The sequence below is a fragment of the Pricia mediterranea genome (assembly GCF_032248455.1).
GTDB lineage: Bacteria > Bacteroidota > Bacteroidia > Flavobacteriales > Flavobacteriaceae > Pricia > Pricia mediterranea.
Genome location: NZ_JAVTTP010000001.1, coordinates 688,371 through 707,819, shown reverse-complemented (window position 1 = coordinate 707,819; position 19,449 = coordinate 688,371). Strand labels below are relative to the sequence as shown.

Below are 19,449 nucleotides of genomic sequence, written 5' to 3'. Positions count from 1 at the left end.
GTTTTGGATTCGGTAATTTGCCTGTAAGCAGTCGAGAGGTTTTGGTTCGGCCGTTGACCTGTATCTCAATTGCGCTCAATAGAACCGCCCAAAGATAAAGAAACCCGCTTTAGCGTTTTAAGCGGACAAGCGTTAATAAAGAAATAATAAAACCGTGAAGCTGATCTGTATCGGAAGAAACTACACCGATCACATCGAGGAACTGAAGAACGAGAGGCCCAAAGAGCCGGTGGTCTTTATCAAGCCCGATTCTGCCATCCTCCCTAAAGAACAGGATTTCTATATCCCGGAATTTACGGATGAAGTCCACTATGAGGTAGAAGTATTGATAAAGATCAAAAAAGTAGGAAAACACATCCATCAAAAATTTGCGCCTACCTACTACGACGAGGTCGGTCTAGGTATCGATTTTACGGCCCGAGACCTGCAATCGAAACTTAAGGAAAAAGGATTGCCCTGGGAAAAAGCAAAGGGATTCGATGGCGCGGCCATCATCGGAAAATGGCGGCATAAATCGGATTTTAAGGATATTAACGCGCTTGATTTTTCCCTCTTTAAAAATGGAGAGGAAGTACAGTGTGGAAATACGGAACTGATGCTCTGGAAAATCGATGAACTGGTGGCCTACGTGTCCAAATTCTTTACCTTGAAAAAGGGCGACATCCTATTTACAGGAACCCCTGCAGGAGTTGGCAGAATCGCGGCAAATGATTACCTTGCGGGAACTTTGGAGGGACGCGAAATGTTCTCCGTCAAGGTGAAATGATTGATTTTCACTCCATTGCACCAAACCCCACACTATGATTTACAGTCTCGATAAAATAAATGAAATGGCCGATGGAGATGAAGATTTTATCAACTCCGTAATTTCGGTTTTTTTAGAGGAAGTCCCTCAAGATTTAGAGGACCTTGAAATTGCACTCGACCAAAAAAATCACCGTAAAGTCTATGAATTGGCCCATAAGATAAAACCCAATGTCGATCTGTTGGGCATGGAACAGGCCCGTGCCTCTGCGTTACAGATGGAGACCCTGGCCAAGAACGAAGCCGATTTTGCTGAAATTGCGGCGATATTTCCAGGTTTAAAAAAGGATATTCAGCAAGTTGTGGCCGAACTTAAAACGGATTTCGACCCATTGTAGGACGGCTGATATGGATTCACTATACGCCGAGATAATTACCATAGGCGATGAGATTCTCATCGGTCAGATCGTGGACACCAACGCTGCTTTTATTGCCAAACAGCTGACCAAAATTGGGGTAGCGGTCTACCAGATTACCTCGGTACAGGACGACCGGGTACATATGCTACAAGCTCTGGCAGACGCCAAAGAGCATGCTCAGATCGTTATCGTGACCGGGGGACTTGGCCCGACCAAAGACGATATCACCAAACAGGTCTTTTGCGAGTTTTTCAATGATACCTTGATCGAGAACGCCGAGGTTTTGGCCAACGTTGAGCATCTTTTTAAAAAATATATTACCTCCACCCCTATATCCGATATCAACCGAAGGCAGGCCATGGTGCCGTCGAAGGCCACCGTACTTGACAACCCGCATGGCACCGCCCCTGGGATGTGGATGCAATCCGGTGAGACGGTGTTCGTGTCCCTTCCGGGCGTGCCGTTCGAAATGAAGAGCCTGGTAAGGAACGCGGTCATCCCTAAAATCATCGAACAATTCGAGCGTCCCGTTATTGTTCATAAAACCTTGGTCACCTACGGGTTGGGCGAAAGTGCGGTTGCGGCGAAAATCGAATCTTGGGAGAACGAACTTCCCGATTTTGTAAGACTGGCCTATTTGCCAAGTTTGGGCCGGGTGCGCCTGCGACTAACGGCCAAAGGCAAGGACAAAGATACACTGGAAGATACCATTGACGGGGAAATTCAAAAGTTGCCCGCCCTTATCGGCGATATCATGTACGGGATAGAGGACGAAGAGACCTTAGAGAAAGTCGTCTCCAAAATGTTGACCAGAAAAAAGCTGACCTTGGCTACTGCCGAAAGCTGTACCGGAGGCAAGATTGCACAGCAATTGACCGCTTTGCCCGGTGCCTCGGCCTATTTTAAGGGGAGCGTCGTAAGCTATGCCACGGAGACCAAAATCAATGTCCTAAAGGTTCCGCGGGAGACCATCGACGCACATTCGGTGGTAAGTGCCGAAGTAGCTAAGGCCATGGCCGAGAATGTGAGGCATTTGTTGCATACCGACTTTGCCATCGCTACCACCGGAAACGCCGGTCCCACGAAAGGGGATTCCGATGCCGAGGTCGGTACGGTGTTTGTTGCCATTGCATCCGAGAACGGAGTTTTCGCCCAGAAGTTCAATATGGGCAACCACCGAACGCGGATCGTTCAAAAGTCCGTGCACAAGGCACTTGAGCTGCTCCAAAAAGAAATTCTAAAATTCTAAAGTATTGTTTTGTCCATCCACAAAAATGATATAAATTTGCAGCCTGTTTAAAGAAAAATCAGCGCAATGTCAAAAGTTTGTCAAGTCACGGGAAAGAAAGCGATGTTCGGCAATAATGTATCGTTCTCCATCAACAAGACCAAAAGAAGGTTCAATGTGAATCTTTCCAAGAAACGCTTTTACCTTCCCGAAGAAGACCGTTGGGTCACATTGAAGGTATCCGCGAAGGCATTGAAAATCATCAACAAAAGAGGCATCTCCGCTGTAATAAAGGAATCAAGGGCAAAGGGATTGGTAAAATAAGGGGATGGTTCGTATCATCCGTTTAAATTCAATGTAAGATGGCAAAAAAAGGCAATAGAGTACAGGTAATCTTGGAATGTACCGAGCATAAGGAATCCGGTAAGCCCGGTACTTCGCGGTACATTACCACCAAGAATAAAAAGAACACCCCTGGAAGGATGGAGATCAGAAAATTCAACCCCATTCTAAGGAAAATGACGGTGCACAAAGAAATTAAGTAAGAATATTTTTCGAGTTCGGGTAGATTTTCGCCCTTTCTGTCCCTTGGCAGGCTCGCGATAATGATATATAAAACTAGTATCCATGGCAAAGAAGACGGTAGCAACCTTACAGACAAGTTCAAAAAGATTGACCAAGGCCATTAAAATGGTCAAATCTCCTAAAAGTGGTTCTTATACTTTTGTAGAATCGGTTATGGCACCCGAGCACGTTAACGAATGGTTATCGCAGAAGTAGGGATTTAATCGAACAGCATCATGAAGCTCCTTTCGAAAGTTAGGGGCTTTTTTTGTACCTGAACTTGCCGCATACTTTAGTATCTTTGGAACAATCAATACAGTACACGCATGAGCCTATTCAAAAACGTATTCTCTTCCAAAAAAAAGGAAACCCTCGACAAGGGTCTTGAAAAATCCAAATCCTCATTTTTCTCCAAGCTCGGCAAAGCCGTTGCGGGTAAATCGAAGGTGGACGATGATGTGCTCGACAATCTCGAAGAGGTCTTGGTCACTTCGGATGTGGGCGTGAATACGACCCTGAAGATTATCGAACGTATCGAGGCCCGCGTAGCGAGGGACAAGTATATGGGCACGGATGAGCTCAATTCCATTTTACGGGAGGAAATTGCCGGCCTGCTTTCCGAAACCAACTCGGGAGAAGCCGCGGAATATACCGTGCCCACAAATGTAAAACCCTATGTCATCATGGTCGTCGGCGTGAACGGGGTCGGCAAGACCACTACGATCGGAAAATTGGCCTATCAATTTAAAAAACAGGGACTCAAAGTGGTCTTGGGTGCGGCCGATACCTTTCGGGCCGCCGCTATCGACCAGCTCCAAGTCTGGGCAGATCGGGTCGATGTACCCATCGTAAAGCAAAAAATGGGCAGTGATCCGGCCTCGGTGGCTTTCGATACCCTGAGCTCCGCGGTGAAACACGACGCTGACGTCGTAATTATCGATACGGCAGGCCGGTTGCACAATAAGGTGAACCTGATGAACGAACTGACAAAGGTCAAACGCGTGATGCAAAAGGTCGTCGGCGATACGCCCCACGAAGTCCTATTGGTGCTGGACGGCTCCACGGGCCAGAATGCCTTTGAACAGGCCAAGCAGTTTACCAAGGCGACCGAAGTGACCGCCTTGGCCGTTACAAAGTTGGACGGTACCGCAAAAGGCGGAGTGGTCATCGGAATATCGGACCAATTCCGGATTCCTGTAAAATACATCGGGGTAGGGGAAGGAGTGGAAGATCTGCAGGTCTTTAACAAGTACGAATTCGTAGATTCCTTTTTTGGATAGCATATGATGAAAATTGTGCTTTCTACGACGGTTGCCGTGCTGTTCCTTTTTTCCTGTAGGGAAGATAAAAAGGAGGTTGCAGCCGATGTCATTCTTTGGCAACCCTATAACGATTCCGCCGAAGTAGCCGCCAACCGCGATCATGAAATCGAGCGGATGCGGTATAAGCTCATTCAAAGCAAGGTGCTCGACAAAAATGAGGTGTTTCGACCCCTTTACAACGAGGTTTCCAAAATCTCCGGTGCGGAACATAAAGTCCTGAAACCTTTGGTGCTGGAACAGGATATCCCCACGCTACAGTCCCACATTGCCGACGGAAGATTGAGCTATGAAAAGCTCGTTCTCTTCTACCTCCATAGAATCTACCGGTACGAATTGGACAACGAGACGACCCTGAACACTATTTTGGCACTGAACCAAAATGTGGTCGCCGAGGCCAGGAAACGCGATTCGCTGTTCCGGACGGAGCCTTTGAAAAAACGCCATCCCATCTTCGGGATGCCCATTCTGTTAAAGGATAATATCAACACCTCGGGTATGAAGACCACGGCCGGCTCCATTGCGCTCATGGACAACGAGGTCGATGATTCTTTTATAACCCAACAACTGAAAAGGAACGGGGCGCTGATCCTCGGAAAGGTCAACCTGAGCGAATGGGCCTATTTTCTGTGCGAGGGATGTCCCGTGGGATATAGTGCCGTTGGGGGACAGACCTTGAATCCATACGGACGAACGATTTTCGAGACCGGCGGCTCCAGTTCCGGTAGTGGAACCTCCGTGGCCGCCAATTACGCGGTCGCCGCTGTGGGAACGGAAACCTCAGGTTCGATTCTATCGCCCAGCAGCCAGAATTCCGTCGTCGGCCTTAAACCGACTATCGGCCTGTTGAGCAGAACGGGCATCGTACCCATTTCAAGTACCTTGGATACATCCGGTCCGATGACCAAAAACGTGGTGGACAACGCCATCCTACTTTCGGCCATGACCGGGAAGGACAGCGAAGATGCTACCTCGATCGCGACGGACAAGGACTTTCTGAAATCGGTATCGGAAAAAACATCCCTCGAAGGAAAAAGGTTCGGGGCGATGAAAAGCTTGATGGAAGAAGATTCCTTGTACAGGATTACCGTAGAAAATATAAAGAGCTTGGGAGCAGCGATTATCCAATTCGCTCCGCCCGAAGTTGAAATGGACAGCTTTGTGACCATCCTGAACATCGATATGCGCAACGACCTTCCGAAATACCTGAAAACAGAGGTAAAGCACAGGGATGCGGTCAAAATCGCTTCGGTAAAAGATGCCGTAGCGTTCAACAATGCCGATTCCACGGTACGTATCCCCTACGGGCAATCCCTCTTCAGGGGCATCCTGGCCGATTCCACTTCTTCCGAAGGCTTAGCGGAAATCAAGGCCACCTTGGAAAAAAACGGCCGGATATTCTTCGATACGGCGATGAACGCGCATAATCTCGACGCTATCCTATCCATCAATAACTACCATGCAGGCTATGCCGCGGTCGCCAAATATCCTGCTCTGACCGTTCCCATGGGATATAAGGAAGACGGGGAGCCCATCGGCTTGACCTTTATCGCGAAACCTTTTGAGGAAGATAAGTTGTTACGAATGGCGAAGGCTTTTGAGGAAACCAGCGAGATAAGGAGGCCTCCCGCAGATTACGAATAACACAGCATTAAATCGTACCTTTGCGCCCGCTTCGCCGATAAGAAGTCTTCAATCCATATGCAATGCGTACAAAATCCCTTAAAAAAAATAAGATCAACGTGGTCACCTTGGGCTGTTCGAAGAACGTCTACGATTCCGAGGTGCTGATGGGCCAATTGCGGGCCAACGAAAAGGAGGTGGTCCACGAAGAGGAAGGCAATGTGGTGGTCATCAATACCTGCGGATTTATCGCCAATGCCAAGGAAGAAAGTGTAAATACTATATTGGAGTACGTGCAAAAGAAGGAAGCCGGCGAGGTAGATAAGGTCTTCGTCACGGGCTGCCTGAGCGAACGCTACAAACCGGATTTGCAAAAGGAGATTCCCCATGTAGATGAGTACTTCGGGACCAGCGAACTGCCCAGCTTGCTCAAGGCCCTAGGTGCCGATTATAAACACGAGCTGATCGGGGAGCGCCTGACCACGACCCCAAAAAACTATGCCTACCTAAAGATTGCCGAAGGTTGCGATCGGCCCTGTTCCTTTTGTGCCATCCCCCTGATGCGCGGTAAGCACAGGAGCAAGCCTATCGAAGAGCTGGTCGGGGAAGCGGAAAGATTGGCCGCAAAAGGGGTCAAGGAGTTGATCTTGATCGCACAGGACCTTACCTATTACGGCCTCGACCTGTACAAAAAACGGAATTTGGCCGAACTGCTCGAAAATCTGGTGCAGGTCGAGGGTATTGAATGGATTCGATTGCATTATGCATTCCCTACCGGCTTTCCCATGGATGTTTTGGAAGTGATGAAGCGGGAACCGAAAATCTGCAATTATCTTGACATTCCCTTACAACATATTTCCGATAGCATCCTTAAAAGTATGCGACGGGGTACGACCCAGGAGAAAACGACCAAGTTGTTGCGAAAATTCCGCGAAGCCGTTCCCGGAATGGCGATACGAACTACCTTGATCGTAGGATATCCCGGTGAGACCGAGGCGGATTTCCAGACCTTGAAAGACTGGGTGAAGGCCATGCGTTTCGAACGCCTGGGCTGCTTCACCTATAGCCACGAAGAAGATACACATGCCTACTCGCTGGAGGACGATGTTCCGGAAGAAGTCAAGCAGGAACGTGCCAATACGATCATGGAAATCCAGTCCCAAATCTCTTGGGAACTCAATCAGGAGAAAATCGGGAAGACCTTTCGCTGTATCATCGACCGAAAGGAAGGCAACTACTTTGTAGGCCGTACGGAGTTCGATTCCCCCGACGTCGATAACGAGGTGTTGGTCGATGCCTCGAAGCACTACCTGAAACAAGGGGAATTCACCGACCTCAAAATAACAGATGCCGCGGATTTTGACCTGTACGCCGAGCCGGAACAAGTATCCCGCTGAGGGGTGCTATAGGCCTTGAAACTCAAACAGCGACGAAGTCGGGTCCGAACCTTGAAAGGAGTCAAAAGCCGCAATTTCCCCTCCGTTCGTGCGTGTGAAGGGAAAGATTGGATTTTTTTCCTATTTTTAGGGGATAAATCAACCAATCGATGTCCTTTTCCACGTTCGGCGAAATCATGTTGCGCCTTGTTCCCTCCGGACAAGCGGACCGTCTTCGAAATTCATCCCTTTTTGCCGTAGATTATGCCGGTTCGGAATCCAACGTGGCGGTTTCCTTGGCCTGTTTGGGCAATGACGTACAGTTTATCACCAAATTGCCCGATAATCCATTGGGACAAGGTGCTCGACAGTCCCTCGACCGATTTGGGATATCCACGGAAAACTGCATCACGGGAGGAGAAAGAATGGGAACTTATTTCATCGAACTGGGAAGTTCCATCCGTCCCTCACGAGTGGTCTATGATCGCGCCGGTTCGGCGATCGCTACGATGGATAAGGGGGAATTCGATTGGGAGTGCATCCTCAAAAATCAAAAATGGTTGCATGTATCCGGAATCACCCCCGCCCTCTCGAAGCCATGTGCCGAGGCGTGTGTACTGGCTGTAAAGACAGCCGGAAAAATGGGGGTGAAAGTAAGCTTTGACCTAAACTATCGAAGGAGCCTTTGGGACTATCCCAAAAAGGCAAAAGCCATCTTCGATGGGATTTTGGAGCACACCGATCTGGTCTTCGGAAATATCGGCGTGCTAAAAGATGTTTACGGTCTGGTGTTCAATGGAAACAATCCGACGGACAAAACCCTCGATGCCCTTCGGAAGGCGAGACACCTCTTCGGCACGGAACAGCTCGCCTTTACCGTGCGCGACCACAGCTCGGCCTCTCAAAATCGATTGAGCGGTGCCTGTATTTCGGAAAACAATCCCATAATCTCGAATGCGTACGACATCGAAGTTACCGACCGTTTCGGCACCGGGGACGCCTTTGCCGCGGGCTTCCTCCATGCGTTGGAAAAAGGCTGGCACCAACAAAGATGTATCGATTTTGCCACGGCCGCTTTTGCCCTAAAACATACGATGTCGGGGGACATCCACACCAGCGACGAAAGCGAAATCGATGCCATTGTCGCCGGAAATATATCGGGACATGTTATACGATGAGCGAGCATAAAAACCTTAATTGCAAGATGGGAACAACAATCGACCGCATTCTCAGTGAAAAACTGATAGCCGTGATAAGGTTGGAGGAACAAGAGGCCGTAGCCCCTACGGTAAATGCCCTTGTGACCGGCGGGGTACAGGTATTGGAAATTACCACCAATACCCCGGGTTTTGCAAAAGAAATCAAGAACGCACGTGATAGGCATCCGCAAGTCTCAATTGGCGCGGGAACGGTGACCAACGCCGAATTGGCCACACAGGCGATAGCGGCCGGAGCGCAATTTTTGGTGACCCCGAATACCAATAGAACGGTGGCGGAAGTCTCCAATTCCAGCGGCGTCCCCGTAGTGATGGGGGCCGTGACGCCCACGGAAGTCGCCGATGCCCTTACCTATGGTGCCGATATCATAAAATTGTTTCCGGCGGGAAATTTGGGGATTTCCTATTTTAAATCCCTCAAAGGTCCTTTCGACGCCGTACCCTTTTTTGTGGTCGGGGGCATAGACGAAAACAACATTCGGGATTGGTTCGCGGCGGGCATCGGGGGAGTGGGACTGGGAAGCAGTCTGGTCAAAAGTGGTGTCAAAACGGAAGCGGATTTTAAGGAAATTACCGCTTTGGCGGAGAAGTTTTTGAGCTTTCGATCTTTGTGATTTAGCGCTAACGCGATCTGCAACTGAGAGTTTTAGAGGTCAGTAGTCAAAATCCTATAATGAACCTAGCACTAGTTTAAATAATTGATAATAAAAACATAAAAAATGTTCGGGATGTCCGTTCGAGCGCAGTCGAGAACTCCTTGCTTCCAGCCCTTGAGGTCTCGACTGCGCTCGACCCGACAGGAAGGCCGCTTCGAGGTTTTCGACTGCAGTTTATGCTGAGCGCAGTCGAAGTACTCGACCTGACATTTTCCGCTTGTCGAAACAAAGTAACAGCCAACGCTAATGCCCATTATCAATGTAAAATACCCTAATTCAAAATGAAGGAACCCCGCATCGAAAAAATAGAGCTCTTTAAGGTGCCACCGCGATGGTTGTTCCTGAAAATGACGACCGCAAGCGGAATCGTCGGATGGGGCGAACCCGTAGTCGAAGGCAGGGCGGCTACCGTTGAAGCCTGTGTCCGGGAGCTATCGCCGTATGTCATCGGCCGCTCGGCAAACGACATCGAAGACATTTGGCAGACCCTATACCGCGGTGGGTTTTATCGAGGAGGACCCATCTTGATGAGTGCCATCTCCGGCATCGACCAAGCCCTTTGGGATATCAAGGGCAAGCATTTGGGCGTTCCGGTCTACGAACTTCTGGGCGGGGCGGTACGCCAAAAGATGAAAATGTACTGTTGGATAGGCGGAGATAATCCCGAAGTCATGCTCGAACAGGCCCGGGAAAAGGTGCAACAGGGCTACAAGGCCGTCAAGATGAACGCCACCGGTCCTTTTGAATGGATCGATTCCCTGAATTCAATAAAATCCGTGGCCAACAATATGAGAATCTTACGGGAGGAATTCGGCGACGGTTTGGATATCGGACTTGATTTCCACGGAAGGGTCCACAAGGGCATGGTCAAACGCCTGATCGATGAACTTTCACCCTACAGTCCCATGTTCTTCGAAGAGCCGGTGCTCAGCGAAAACAACGAGGCCCTCGATACAATTTATTCCTATACGGGAATTCCGATCGCTACCGGCGAGCGCCTGTATTCCCGCTGGGATTTTAAGGAAGTGTTGCACCGGGGCACTGTGGATATCATCCAGCCAGACGTAAGCCACGCCGGGGGAATCTCCGAAGTACGGAGAATAGCGGGGATGGCCGAAGCCTATGACGTAGCCGTGGCACCGCATTGTCCCCTTGGGCCCGTTGCTTTGGCGTCGTGCCTGCAGGTGGATTTTGCCAGTATCAACGCGGTCATCCAAGAAAGTAGCCTAGGCATCCATTACAATCAAGGTTTCGATCTTTTGGATTATATGGACAATCCCGAGGTTTTCACGGTGAAGGATGGCTATGTCGACCTACTCAAAAACCCGGGGCTGGGCGTGAGCATCAACGAAGAAAAGCTGAAAGAGGGACAAGAAGTCGGCCACGACTGGACCAATCCTATCTGGAGAAACGAAGACGGCAGCCTTACGGAATGGTGAAATTATGGTGGAAATGGAATCAATGTAGAAATGAAACCACGTAAATGTGATTTTAAGTTGAGAATGAAGCCTTTTGAAAATTTGAAAATTCAATCTGTAGTCTACAGAACGAGTTTTAGGATAAGAGGGTGGACGTCGGCCGTAATTCAAGATTCAATTGCTGTTTCGCAGCTGTTCAAGGTTCAAGGATATTTTTTAACCTTGAACCTATGGCCTTAACCCATGATCCTTGAACCTTAAACTTCGACCCTTAAACTTTAACCCTTTAACCCTACTACATGATACACGTTATCGCCCTGATCATCGCTTTGGCCTTCATAATCATTGGGATTGTCCGATGGAAAATCCATCCCTTTTTTGTGCTGCTGTTGGCGGCAATCGGATACGGATTTATTACGGGGATGGGGGTGACGGAAATAATCTCCTCGGTCAACACGGGTTTTGGCAGTATCATGGGGAAGATCGGACTCATTATTTTCTTCGGGGTCGCGATTGGCACCATCCTTGAAAAATCGGGCGGGGCGATGGTGATCGCTACCCGAATGCTCAACTGGATAGGCGAGAAATCGATTCATCTGGCGATGATGATAACGGGATATCTATTGTCCGTTCCCGTGTTTGCCGATTCCGCCTTTATCATTATGAATTCGCTGAACAAGGCGCTGTCCGATAAGGCCAAGGTCTCCTATGCGGGTACGACGGCGGCCTTGGCCTTGGGGCTTACCGCCACCCACGTGATGGTGCCCCCGACCCCGGGCCCGATTGCGGCAGCGGGAATTCTGGGGGCGGAACTGGGCAGCGTAATTCTTTGGGGGGTGATCGTCAGTATGCTTTCGCTGGTGCCCTGTTACTTTTTCGCGACAAAAATCGCCTCCAAGGTGAAAATTCCCATCACCATCGAATCTTCAGCCGATGCACTGCACAAACCGAAATTGAGGTTGTCGCTTTTGTGTATCGTCGTGCCCATCGTACTGATCGTATTGAAGTCCGTTTTCGATTATCCTCAGCTTAATTTGACCACCTCGCCGGTCTATCCGGTCGTCGCCTTTTTGGGAGAGCCGGTCATCGCCCTCTTGATCGGAGTACTGTTGGCGTTGTTGTTGCCCGAAAAGTTGGATGTTAAAGTCTATTCCTCCACGGGATGGTTAGGCGATTCGTTGTTGATCGCTGCGCCGATAATCCTCATTACCGGTGCGGGGGGTATTTTTGGGGCGATGCTACAGAATTCGGGTTTCGCGGAACTCATCACCGAAAGCTTTTCGGGAATGACGATCGGTCTGTTCTTTCCTTTTTTGTTGGCGTCCTGTCTAAAGACTACCCAGGGTTCTTCCACGGTGGCCCTGATCACTACGGCCTCGATCGTGGCCCCGATGATGCCCGCTCTTGGCTTGGAAGACCCTTTTATGAAAACCATGACCGTACTGGCCATTGGTGCGGGATCGACCGTGGTCTCGCATGCCAACGACAGTTTCTTTTGGGTGCTGACTCAACTTACCGGCATGGATGTCAAACAGGGTAACCAGGTACATACCTTGGGCACGCTGACCTTGGGAATTTCGGCGATCTCAATTATATTTTTGATTACGCAAGTCGCCCACTAGGGATAGCCTAGGCCCCAATTAAGGTCTGGACGCCTTTCTTATATAGCGAGTCATGAGCCTTTTCAACTGCCTGTAGGGTTCTCTCTAATTCCTCACCACCAGCGAAATCGTTTCTTCGTTCCCTTTGTTTGTTTTTATGCCGATATGGTAAATACCGGCAGGTAAGGTGGCCACAGGAATCGTATAGCTGTTGGCTTCCCCGGATAACTTTTTTGGGTCAAAGTTTTTGATTAACCGTCCCGTAGCATCGTGCAAGTGGAGGGAAATAACTTGAACATCTTCGGATTGGCCGATCAATAGCAATTTCGCCACCCCGTTTTTACCGGGATTGGTTTCAAGCCGGATAGCGGCAGCTTCGGCCTCAGGCTCGGGTTCCGGTTCGGGTTGTGGTTCGGGTTCGGGTTCCGGCTCAGGTTCTGGTTCGGGTTCTGGCCCAGGTCCTGGTTCGGGTTGTGGTTCCGGCTCAGGTTCTGGTTCGGGTTCTGGCTCGGTAACCCCAATGCTGATCTCTAACGAATCCGTCAGTTCCTCGGCGTCCGCTACGGTCAAAGTGACCTTGTAGGTACCGGGGGATTCAAAAGCGTACCGGGGATTTATTTCCGAGGATGTCCCTTCCTCCCCAAAATTCCAGGTATAGCTAACGATGGCACTATCGTCGGTGGAACCGGAAGCATCAAATTGGACCTCAAGGGGTGCCGTTCCGCTCAAGGGCGTAGCCGTAGCGAGGGCAACGGGCGCTTCATTGGGGGGAATCTCAGGGTTCTCCGTGTCCTCGGGATCTTCGGGATCGATTACGGCCGGATCGACACTCACTGTCACCTCGTCAAAGGCGGTCTCGTTTTCATCATCGGTCACGGTCAGTCTAAAGACGTAGTTGCCTTCGATCAGTTCGCCGGCGGACAGTTCCGCGGTCGTATCTCCTGAGAGCGTAGCGGCGTTGGGACCACTTTCCTGTGTCCACAAAAAACTCACTTCCCCGCCATCGGGGTCGCTCCCAAAACCGGTCAGGACCACTGTATTCTCGGGAAGGGTGATGCTTTGATCGGCACCGACCTCTACCACGGGGACTTCCGTAACGACCTCGGCGGGATAAACGATCACCGTCACCTCGTCAAAGGCGGTCTCGTTTTCATCATCGGTAACGGTCAGTCTGAAAACATAGCTGCCTTCATCCAGTTCGCTGACGGAAAGTTCCGCAGTCGTATCCACCGAGAGGACCGCGGTGTCCGGTCCGCTTTCCTGTGTCCACAAAAAGTTCACTTCCCCGCCGTCGGGGTCGCTTCCCGAACCGGTCAGGGTCACCGAGTTATTGGGCAATGTGATTTCCTTATCGTTGCCTGCATCGGCAAGGGGAGGTTCGGTACTGTTAATGGCGGTCGTATTCTCGAATATCCGGGGGACGATATTATCCCATCCTATGGAAACGATATCAAAATCCCCGTCGCCATCGATATCGACTACCCGTGCCCCATCGTGGTGGTCGAATCCGGTGCCGCCGGCGTTGAGCGTATGCCGGATCCATTCCCCTGAATCGCAAAGGTCGTTTTCAAAGGCGATCAATCGGTTGTCGCCCTTCCATTCGCCCACAATGATATCGACATCCCCGTCAAGATCGATATCTTCTGCGAAGACGCTCAAGCTTCCGTTGATATCGGTGGCCAAGACGTGTCGTACCCAATTTTGGCTGGGATCGGGCGGGGCCTCGAACCAAGCGAATTCCATTCGCGCCGGGTTGCCCGTACCGATAGTCAGCTGCCCGACCACGGCATCAAGATTCCCGTCCCCGTTAAAATCGGCCAATTGGGCGCGATCTGGGGTGGTTACGTAGTCGATTCCCGTATCCACCGTGGTCCAGGTGCCATCGCCATTGTTGCGCAGCCAGTTTTTGGATTGAAACAGGTCAAGGTCCCCGTCTCCGTCGATATCCCCTTTCTGCAGATCTTCGCCCAGGGAACTTGAACTGATATCCTCAAGCGGCCATTCCGTATTCACTGGATCGGCCGGCACGGTCAATAGCTGCACAGGGGAGCCAGTGGATTCCGCCCCGTTCCAGTTGATGGCTATTTGATAGGGTCCACCGTTTTGAAAACGGGCGCCGGCTATGCCCGCTAAAAAGGGCTCATAGAAGTCGGTGTCTCCCGAAGGGATATTGGAATGAATCGTAAAGTTCCCCGACCCGTCGTTTTCGGCCCAGACCATATCGGCACCTTCATAGTCGCCTGTAGTACCGAGGAGGTCCAAATCGCCATCGGCGTCGAAATCATAAATATGCGCCAAGTTCCTAAACGACCCACCGATGGTATTCCGGGTCCAGTTCCCCGAGGCCGAACCGGGGTTACGGTACCACCATTGGCCGGTAACGATGTCTTTTCGTCCATCGCCGTCGATATCGAAATCCGCATAGATATACACCGAGCGGTAGGGTAGTTCGCTGGTTTGCAGCTCGTGCACCGCCCATTGATCGGGGAAGGGTGTTGATAGGCACTGCGCCCGGCCTTGATGGGGAAGCAAAAAGAACAGGGCGAAGAAGGGAATCGCCCGTCCCCACTTTCCGTGGAACGGAACGACCGACAATCTTAAAGTGACAGATAAATTAATGACTGTATTCGTATTCATTTAGCTAGGTCTAGTATCCGAATCGGATATTGGTGCTATACAATTGATCTGCCCTCAATCTACCATAAATAGCGCATTGGCAAAAAACAACTTTCCGTTTTCCCAAAAGCCCCGGAATAACGGATTGTCGACCATATAGATTACCTGCCCGTCCCCGTGGGATTCGACCCCGAAAACGAGGGTTTCTCCAATCTTCTTTTGGGCCTCGCTTCCCGCAAATCCGGCGACGGGCTTGGTGCTGTCGGCTTCCAGATAGACAACGGTGCCACCCTCCAGATACCCGTAGGCCCTATCGCCCAACTTGAGGCTGAAATAGGTGTCGTCGTAGCCGAAGGCCAACGGATGGGTCGTATCGACCTTGGTCTTGAAAATGGCCCCGGTGATGGCCTGTTTGATTCGCTCTCGTTCGGAATCGTCATAGATCTGGGGGTCGATCGTACTGTCCTTTTCCATTTCCTTGGCCTTGAGGGCAAATCCCTTTTCACCGGTCAGTCCCTCTAGGGCATCGCCCATCGCGATCAATTTGCCGCCGTGCCCCACCCATTCCTTGAGGGATTCCAGCTTATCCGCATCCATAAAATCTACATAGCCGTATCCATCCGGTAGAACGAGGATGTCGTATTTCGATAGCTCTACCCCGTTCATATACTCGGTATCGATGACCGTGACTGGATATTGCAATTGCTGTTCAAAGAAATGCCAGATCTCCCCGAACCGCAAGGTCGAGGTCGGTTCGCCGGAGAGCAGGGCAATCTTGTTTTTTGGTACCATCGCTACCGATCCGGAACCGAAATCCTTACCCCCCTCGACAAAGCCGGTATTGGTGCCCGTCAACAGGACGTCGTGATTTGAGGCAATCTGGGAAAGCTTTTTTAGAAAATCGGGATTGTTCTGGTTGTCGGCACGGGTAATGATCAGGCTGCCCCTCCCATAGTCCACCGCGTCCATGGTAAACGGCTTGTTGGCGTGGCGTACGCGAATGTCATGTCTTTGCAGTGCCGCCAAGAACTGCGCGTCGTTAAAACTGTTCCAATCGGTCAGATAGGCGTAGGCATCCGGCGATAAATTCGATGCTGCGGTTCGGTTTTCAGACGTATCGGACCTGCCTGTATCCGTATCCACGCTGTTTTCCGAGGCCAGGGCATCAAGGCCGTATGCATAGGGCAGCGACCAAGCGGTAATGTCATAGGTGAGGGAGTCGCTCAACTTGGCATCCGGTTCGAACAGTACCTTCACCAGGGTGCCCTTTTTCTGGTCCGTGGAAATGACAAGGCTTTCCTCCGTTGTTTTTGAGTTGGTATTTTTACTGGTTCTGTAGTCGTATCCCCTGACGTTTTCGTTTTTGCCCCATCCGTATTCGATCTCGTGTTGCTCTAAAAGCCGGGTCAGGGCCTTGATCTTATCGACATCCCCGTTAAGCACATAGCTTTTGTAGTTGTAATCCTTGTCCCGATAGAACTTTTTGAATTCGGAGTTCAACTGTTCCGCGTTTTGGGAAGAAATTTCGACGGTGGACAGTCCCGTTGTAAAATGGTGCGCAATCCTGTCCTGCAGGGTCAGCGTATCCCCGATACCAGTGAGTATGCCCAGTCCGGCCCGGCCGCTCCCGCCCTGTTCGTAGGTCATCCCGATGCTGCCGTTATAGGTGGGGTAGGTATCACCGTAACTCGGATAGAGCAGATCGAAAATTTCCTTGGTAAAATAGAACCATCCGTTGGCATCGAAATATTTGGCGTGGTTCTTTCCAATGGATACCTGAAAATCCCGCTGAAAATCGGTGATCACCTCGTGAAAGGGTTCCGCTGCCGGGGCGAAGTAATAGGGGGCATCGACGCCCTGTTCGTGGAAATCTACATGCACGTGGGGCAGCCATTGGTTGAACATTTTGATCCGCTGGCGACTTTCGACCTGGGTCAGCCATGCCCAATCGCGGTTGAGGTCGAACATATAGTGGTTGGGCCGCCCGTTCAGCCAAGGTTCGTGATGTTCCTTACTGTTCGGGTCCACGTTATTGGGAGAGTTCTTGAACTGATGGTACCAGTTCACGTAGCGGTCGCGCCCATCGGGATTGATACAGGGATCGATGAGTACCACCGTGTTTTCAAGGTAATCGCTTTTATCGGTCAGTAGGGTATAGGCGGTCAGCATCGAGGCCTCGGTACTGACGCTCTCGTTTCCGTGAACGTTATAGCTCAGCCAGACGATGGCCTGTGAGGCGTTTCCTTTCCCTTCGGTATTCTCTAGATGGGCCTGCCGGATGTTCTCCAGGTCGGCCATGTTTTCTTGGGATGACAGGTAGACCAGCAACAAGGGCCGGCGTTCGTTCGTCCGTCCGTATTCCTGCACTTGCACCCGATCGGATGCCGCTTCCGCCAAGTATTCATAATAGTCCACCACCTCATGGTGCCGGGTAAATTGGGTGCCGAGTTCGTATCCTAGGAATTCGGCGGGGGATTTCAGGTCTTGGGCAAAGCTTACGTAGGATAGGGAAATGATGAATAGTAGTAAAAGACGTTTCATAAAGTGTTCAGTTTTAGTTAGGATGCCTTTTTTCCGTTAAGCCACGGGCAAAGCGGGGAAATGGACCCGTAAATCTAAGGATTATTCGTCGAAAAGGACTTTTATTTCTACCATCGACCGCTTATCGGGTTCAAGGGCATCCGCTACTTTGACGAAAAGACGAAAGGAGGAAGGAATAAAGACTGTGCGCCTTCCGTCCTTGCTCCTTCCGTCCTTGCTCCTTTTGTCTTTGTTCCTTTTGTCTTTCTTCCTTTTGTCCTTGTTCCTTTTGTCCTTGTTCTTTCCACCATTGCTCCTTTCGTCTTTCCTCCTTTTGTCCTTATATTTACCGTCTATGGATATCGACCACCTTGCTTTTGACCGTACCGGGTATTTTACGCCGCTTATCTGCGATTACCTCGCCAAAGACCAAAACATAAAGGGCCTGTACCACCGCTATCCTGAACTTGACAGTTTTGGAGGTCAGATTGCCGAAAAGACGGCGCATTTTCCCGATGCCAACAGGGCGCTCCTGTATGACGTTCTAAGGGAACAATATAAGGGAACGGAGATGACGCCGGAAACCGAAAGCCATCTCAAAAAACTCAAGGAGCCAATCAGCTTTACCGTGGTTACCGGCCATCAACTGAACCTGTTTAGCGGCCCCCTTTACTTTCTCTATAAGATTATTTCGACCATCAAGCTGACCAAGTCCCTGAAAAAAGCCTATCCGAAGTACAATTTCGTGCCTATCTATTGGATGGCGACGGAGGACCATGACTTCGAGGAAATCAATTTTTTTAATTTTAAAGGGAAAAAACTTCAGTGGAACAAGGAGGCTTCGGGGGCGGTAGGCGATCTGGATACAGTGGGACTTTCCGACGTGTCCGACGCATTCGCCAATGCCCTTGGAGGCAGCGACAATGCCGACCGGCTTAAAACGCTGTTCCGGATGGCCTATCTCGAGCACGATACCCTCACGGCGGCCACCCGCTATCTGGCCAATGCCCTTTTTGGGGATTACGGATTGGTCATTTTGGATGGGGACCATCCTGCGTTGAAGAAGTTGATGATTCCCTACGCCCAAAAGGACATTTTCGAACGTATTCCCTTTCAAAAAGTTTCGGAGGCCATCGCCAAGCTCGAAGGGCTGTCCGAAAACTACACGATTCAGGTCAATCCCCGTGAAATCAATTATTTTTATCTAAAGGAAGGGTTTCGGGAACGGATCATAGAGCAAGGCGGCACCTATTTTATCGATAATACCGAAATCCGGTTTTCAAGAGATGACCTACAGCAGGAATTGGATCGGCACCCCGAACGTTTTTCGCCCAATGTCATCACCCGGCCGGTCTATCAAGAAGTCGTACTGCCCAACCTTTGCTATATCGGCGGGGGCGGGGAAATTGCCTATTGGCTCCAGTTGAAATCCACTTTCGAGGCCCTGGAAGTCCCCTTTCCCGTGCTGCTGCTACGTAATTCGGCCCTGGTCATCACCGAAAAGCAAAAGAAGAAACTGCAGCGGATGAACCTTAAGGTGGTCGATCTTTTTCTCAAGCAAAGCAGCCTTATCAATAAAAAAATCCGGGAAATCTCCAACATCGATATCGATTTCTCCCCCCAAAAACGCTATCTGGAAGAGCAGTTCCAAGACCTCTACGATTTGGCGGAGCAGACTGATAAGTCCTTTCTCGGCGCAGTCAAGGCGCAGGAGGTCAAGCAGAAAAAGGGCCTCGATAATCTCGAGGGACGGCTGCTGCGGGCCCAAAAGCGGAAGCTCGAAGACCAGGTGCGGCGGATGACCGAAATCCAGAACGCGCTTTTTCCCAATCAGTCTTTACAGGAGCGCCATCTGAATTTCTCCGAGCTCTATCTGGAACTGGGCGATGACCTGATTCCCCTATTGATGGAGGCCCTGGATCCCTTGCGGTTGGAATTTACGCTGTTGGAGGTATAGACTGAAGAATTATTGGCAGCGATTTAAATTGGAAAAGCTTGTCTTAAAGAACACCCAATCAAACAATTATGGTTAAAATGTCGCGTCAAGTGCAGTCGAGACGTTTTAGTTTGATCCTTCGACTGCGCCCAAGGTGACAAAACACGCTTCAGGCTTCTAGGACAAGCATTAAATTAAAAACCTCAGGTCGA

The 19,449-nt window shown here is 50.4% G+C and carries 16 protein-coding genes; 14 read left to right on the top strand and 2 right to left on the bottom strand.

Translation table 11 applies throughout. From position 1 onward, the window contains the following. The first annotated feature begins 154 nt into the window (after positions 1-154). From RQM65_RS02990 to RQM65_RS02930, 13 genes are all read left to right on the top strand, one after another. Complete coding sequence (locus RQM65_RS02990; RefSeq protein ID WP_314012643.1) at positions 155-766, top strand: fumarylacetoacetate hydrolase family protein; 612 nt, start codon at positions 155-157, stop codon at positions 764-766. 34 nt (positions 767-800) lie between these two features. Beyond that, positions 801-1,142 (top strand): Hpt domain-containing protein, encoded by a 342-nt coding sequence (locus RQM65_RS02985; RefSeq protein ID WP_314012641.1) that lies wholly within the window; start codon positions 801-803, stop codon positions 1,140-1,142. 10 nt (positions 1,143-1,152) lie between these two features. Then, a complete protein-coding gene (locus tag RQM65_RS02980; RefSeq protein ID WP_314012639.1) occupies positions 1,153-2,412 on the top strand; it encodes a competence/damage-inducible protein A in 1,260 nt (419 codons plus the stop codon). Positions 2,413-2,478: 66 nt separating this feature from the next. After that, positions 2,479-2,715 (top strand): 50S ribosomal protein L28, encoded by a 237-nt coding sequence (rpmB, locus tag RQM65_RS02975; RefSeq protein ID WP_314012637.1) that lies wholly within the window; start codon positions 2,479-2,481, stop codon positions 2,713-2,715. Positions 2,716-2,753: 38 nt separating this feature from the next. Further along, entirely contained in the window at positions 2,754-2,936 is a 183-nt protein-coding gene (rpmG, locus tag RQM65_RS02970; protein WP_314012635.1) for a 50S ribosomal protein L33, read from the top strand. Positions 2,937-3,018: 82 nt separating this feature from the next. Beyond that, entirely contained in the window at positions 3,019-3,171 is a 153-nt protein-coding gene (locus RQM65_RS02965) for a DUF4295 domain-containing protein (protein ID WP_314012634.1), read from the top strand. Positions 3,172-3,281: 110 nt separating this feature from the next. Continuing rightward, positions 3,282-4,235, top strand: coding sequence for a signal recognition particle-docking protein FtsY (ftsY, locus tag RQM65_RS02960; protein WP_314012633.1), 954 nt, complete (start codon positions 3,282-3,284; stop codon positions 4,233-4,235). A gap of 6 nt (positions 4,236-4,241) precedes the next feature. Continuing rightward, positions 4,242-5,918: an amidase family protein gene (locus RQM65_RS02955; protein WP_432279857.1), complete on the top strand. Its 1,677-nt coding sequence runs from the start codon at positions 4,242-4,244 to the stop codon at positions 5,916-5,918. Positions 5,919-5,980: 62 nt separating this feature from the next. Continuing rightward, positions 5,981-7,294 (top strand): 30S ribosomal protein S12 methylthiotransferase RimO, encoded by a 1,314-nt coding sequence (gene rimO, locus RQM65_RS02950; protein ID WP_314012629.1) that lies wholly within the window; start codon positions 5,981-5,983, stop codon positions 7,292-7,294. A gap of 149 nt (positions 7,295-7,443) precedes the next feature. Continuing rightward, positions 7,444-8,451 carry a PfkB family carbohydrate kinase gene (locus tag RQM65_RS02945; protein WP_314012628.1) on the top strand — a complete coding sequence of 336 codons (1,008 nt, stop codon included), beginning with the start codon at positions 7,444-7,446 and terminating at the stop codon, positions 8,449-8,451. Between the two features lie 26 nt (positions 8,452-8,477). Then, positions 8,478-9,104: a bifunctional 4-hydroxy-2-oxoglutarate aldolase/2-dehydro-3-deoxy-phosphogluconate aldolase gene (locus RQM65_RS02940; protein WP_314012626.1), complete on the top strand. Its 627-nt coding sequence runs from the start codon at positions 8,478-8,480 to the stop codon at positions 9,102-9,104. Between the two features lie 323 nt (positions 9,105-9,427). Beyond that, positions 9,428-10,585: a galactonate dehydratase gene (dgoD, locus tag RQM65_RS02935; protein WP_314012624.1), complete on the top strand. Its 1,158-nt coding sequence runs from the start codon at positions 9,428-9,430 to the stop codon at positions 10,583-10,585. A 278-nt stretch (positions 10,586-10,863) separates the two neighbouring features. After that, a complete protein-coding gene (locus RQM65_RS02930; protein WP_314012622.1) occupies positions 10,864-12,186 on the top strand; it encodes a GntP family permease in 1,323 nt (440 codons plus the stop codon). An 84-nt stretch (positions 12,187-12,270) separates the two neighbouring features. Here RQM65_RS02930 and RQM65_RS02925 read toward each other — a convergent pair whose 3' ends face one another. Beyond that, positions 12,271-14,802, bottom strand: a complete 2,532-nt coding sequence (locus tag RQM65_RS02925; protein WP_314012620.1) for a T9SS type A sorting domain-containing protein — start codon at positions 14,800-14,802, stop codon at positions 12,271-12,273. A gap of 54 nt (positions 14,803-14,856) precedes the next feature. Then, positions 14,857-17,322, bottom strand: coding sequence for a M14 family metallopeptidase (locus RQM65_RS02920; RefSeq protein WP_314012619.1), 2,466 nt, complete (start codon positions 17,320-17,322; stop codon positions 14,857-14,859). Positions 17,323-17,656: 334 nt separating this feature from the next. On the opposite strand from RQM65_RS02920, the gene bshC reads away from it, so the two are divergent. Then, positions 17,657-19,258: a bacillithiol biosynthesis cysteine-adding enzyme BshC gene (gene bshC, locus RQM65_RS02915; RefSeq protein ID WP_314012617.1), complete on the top strand. Its 1,602-nt coding sequence runs from the start codon at positions 17,657-17,659 to the stop codon at positions 19,256-19,258. The last annotated feature ends 191 nt before the right edge of the window (positions 19,259-19,449 follow it).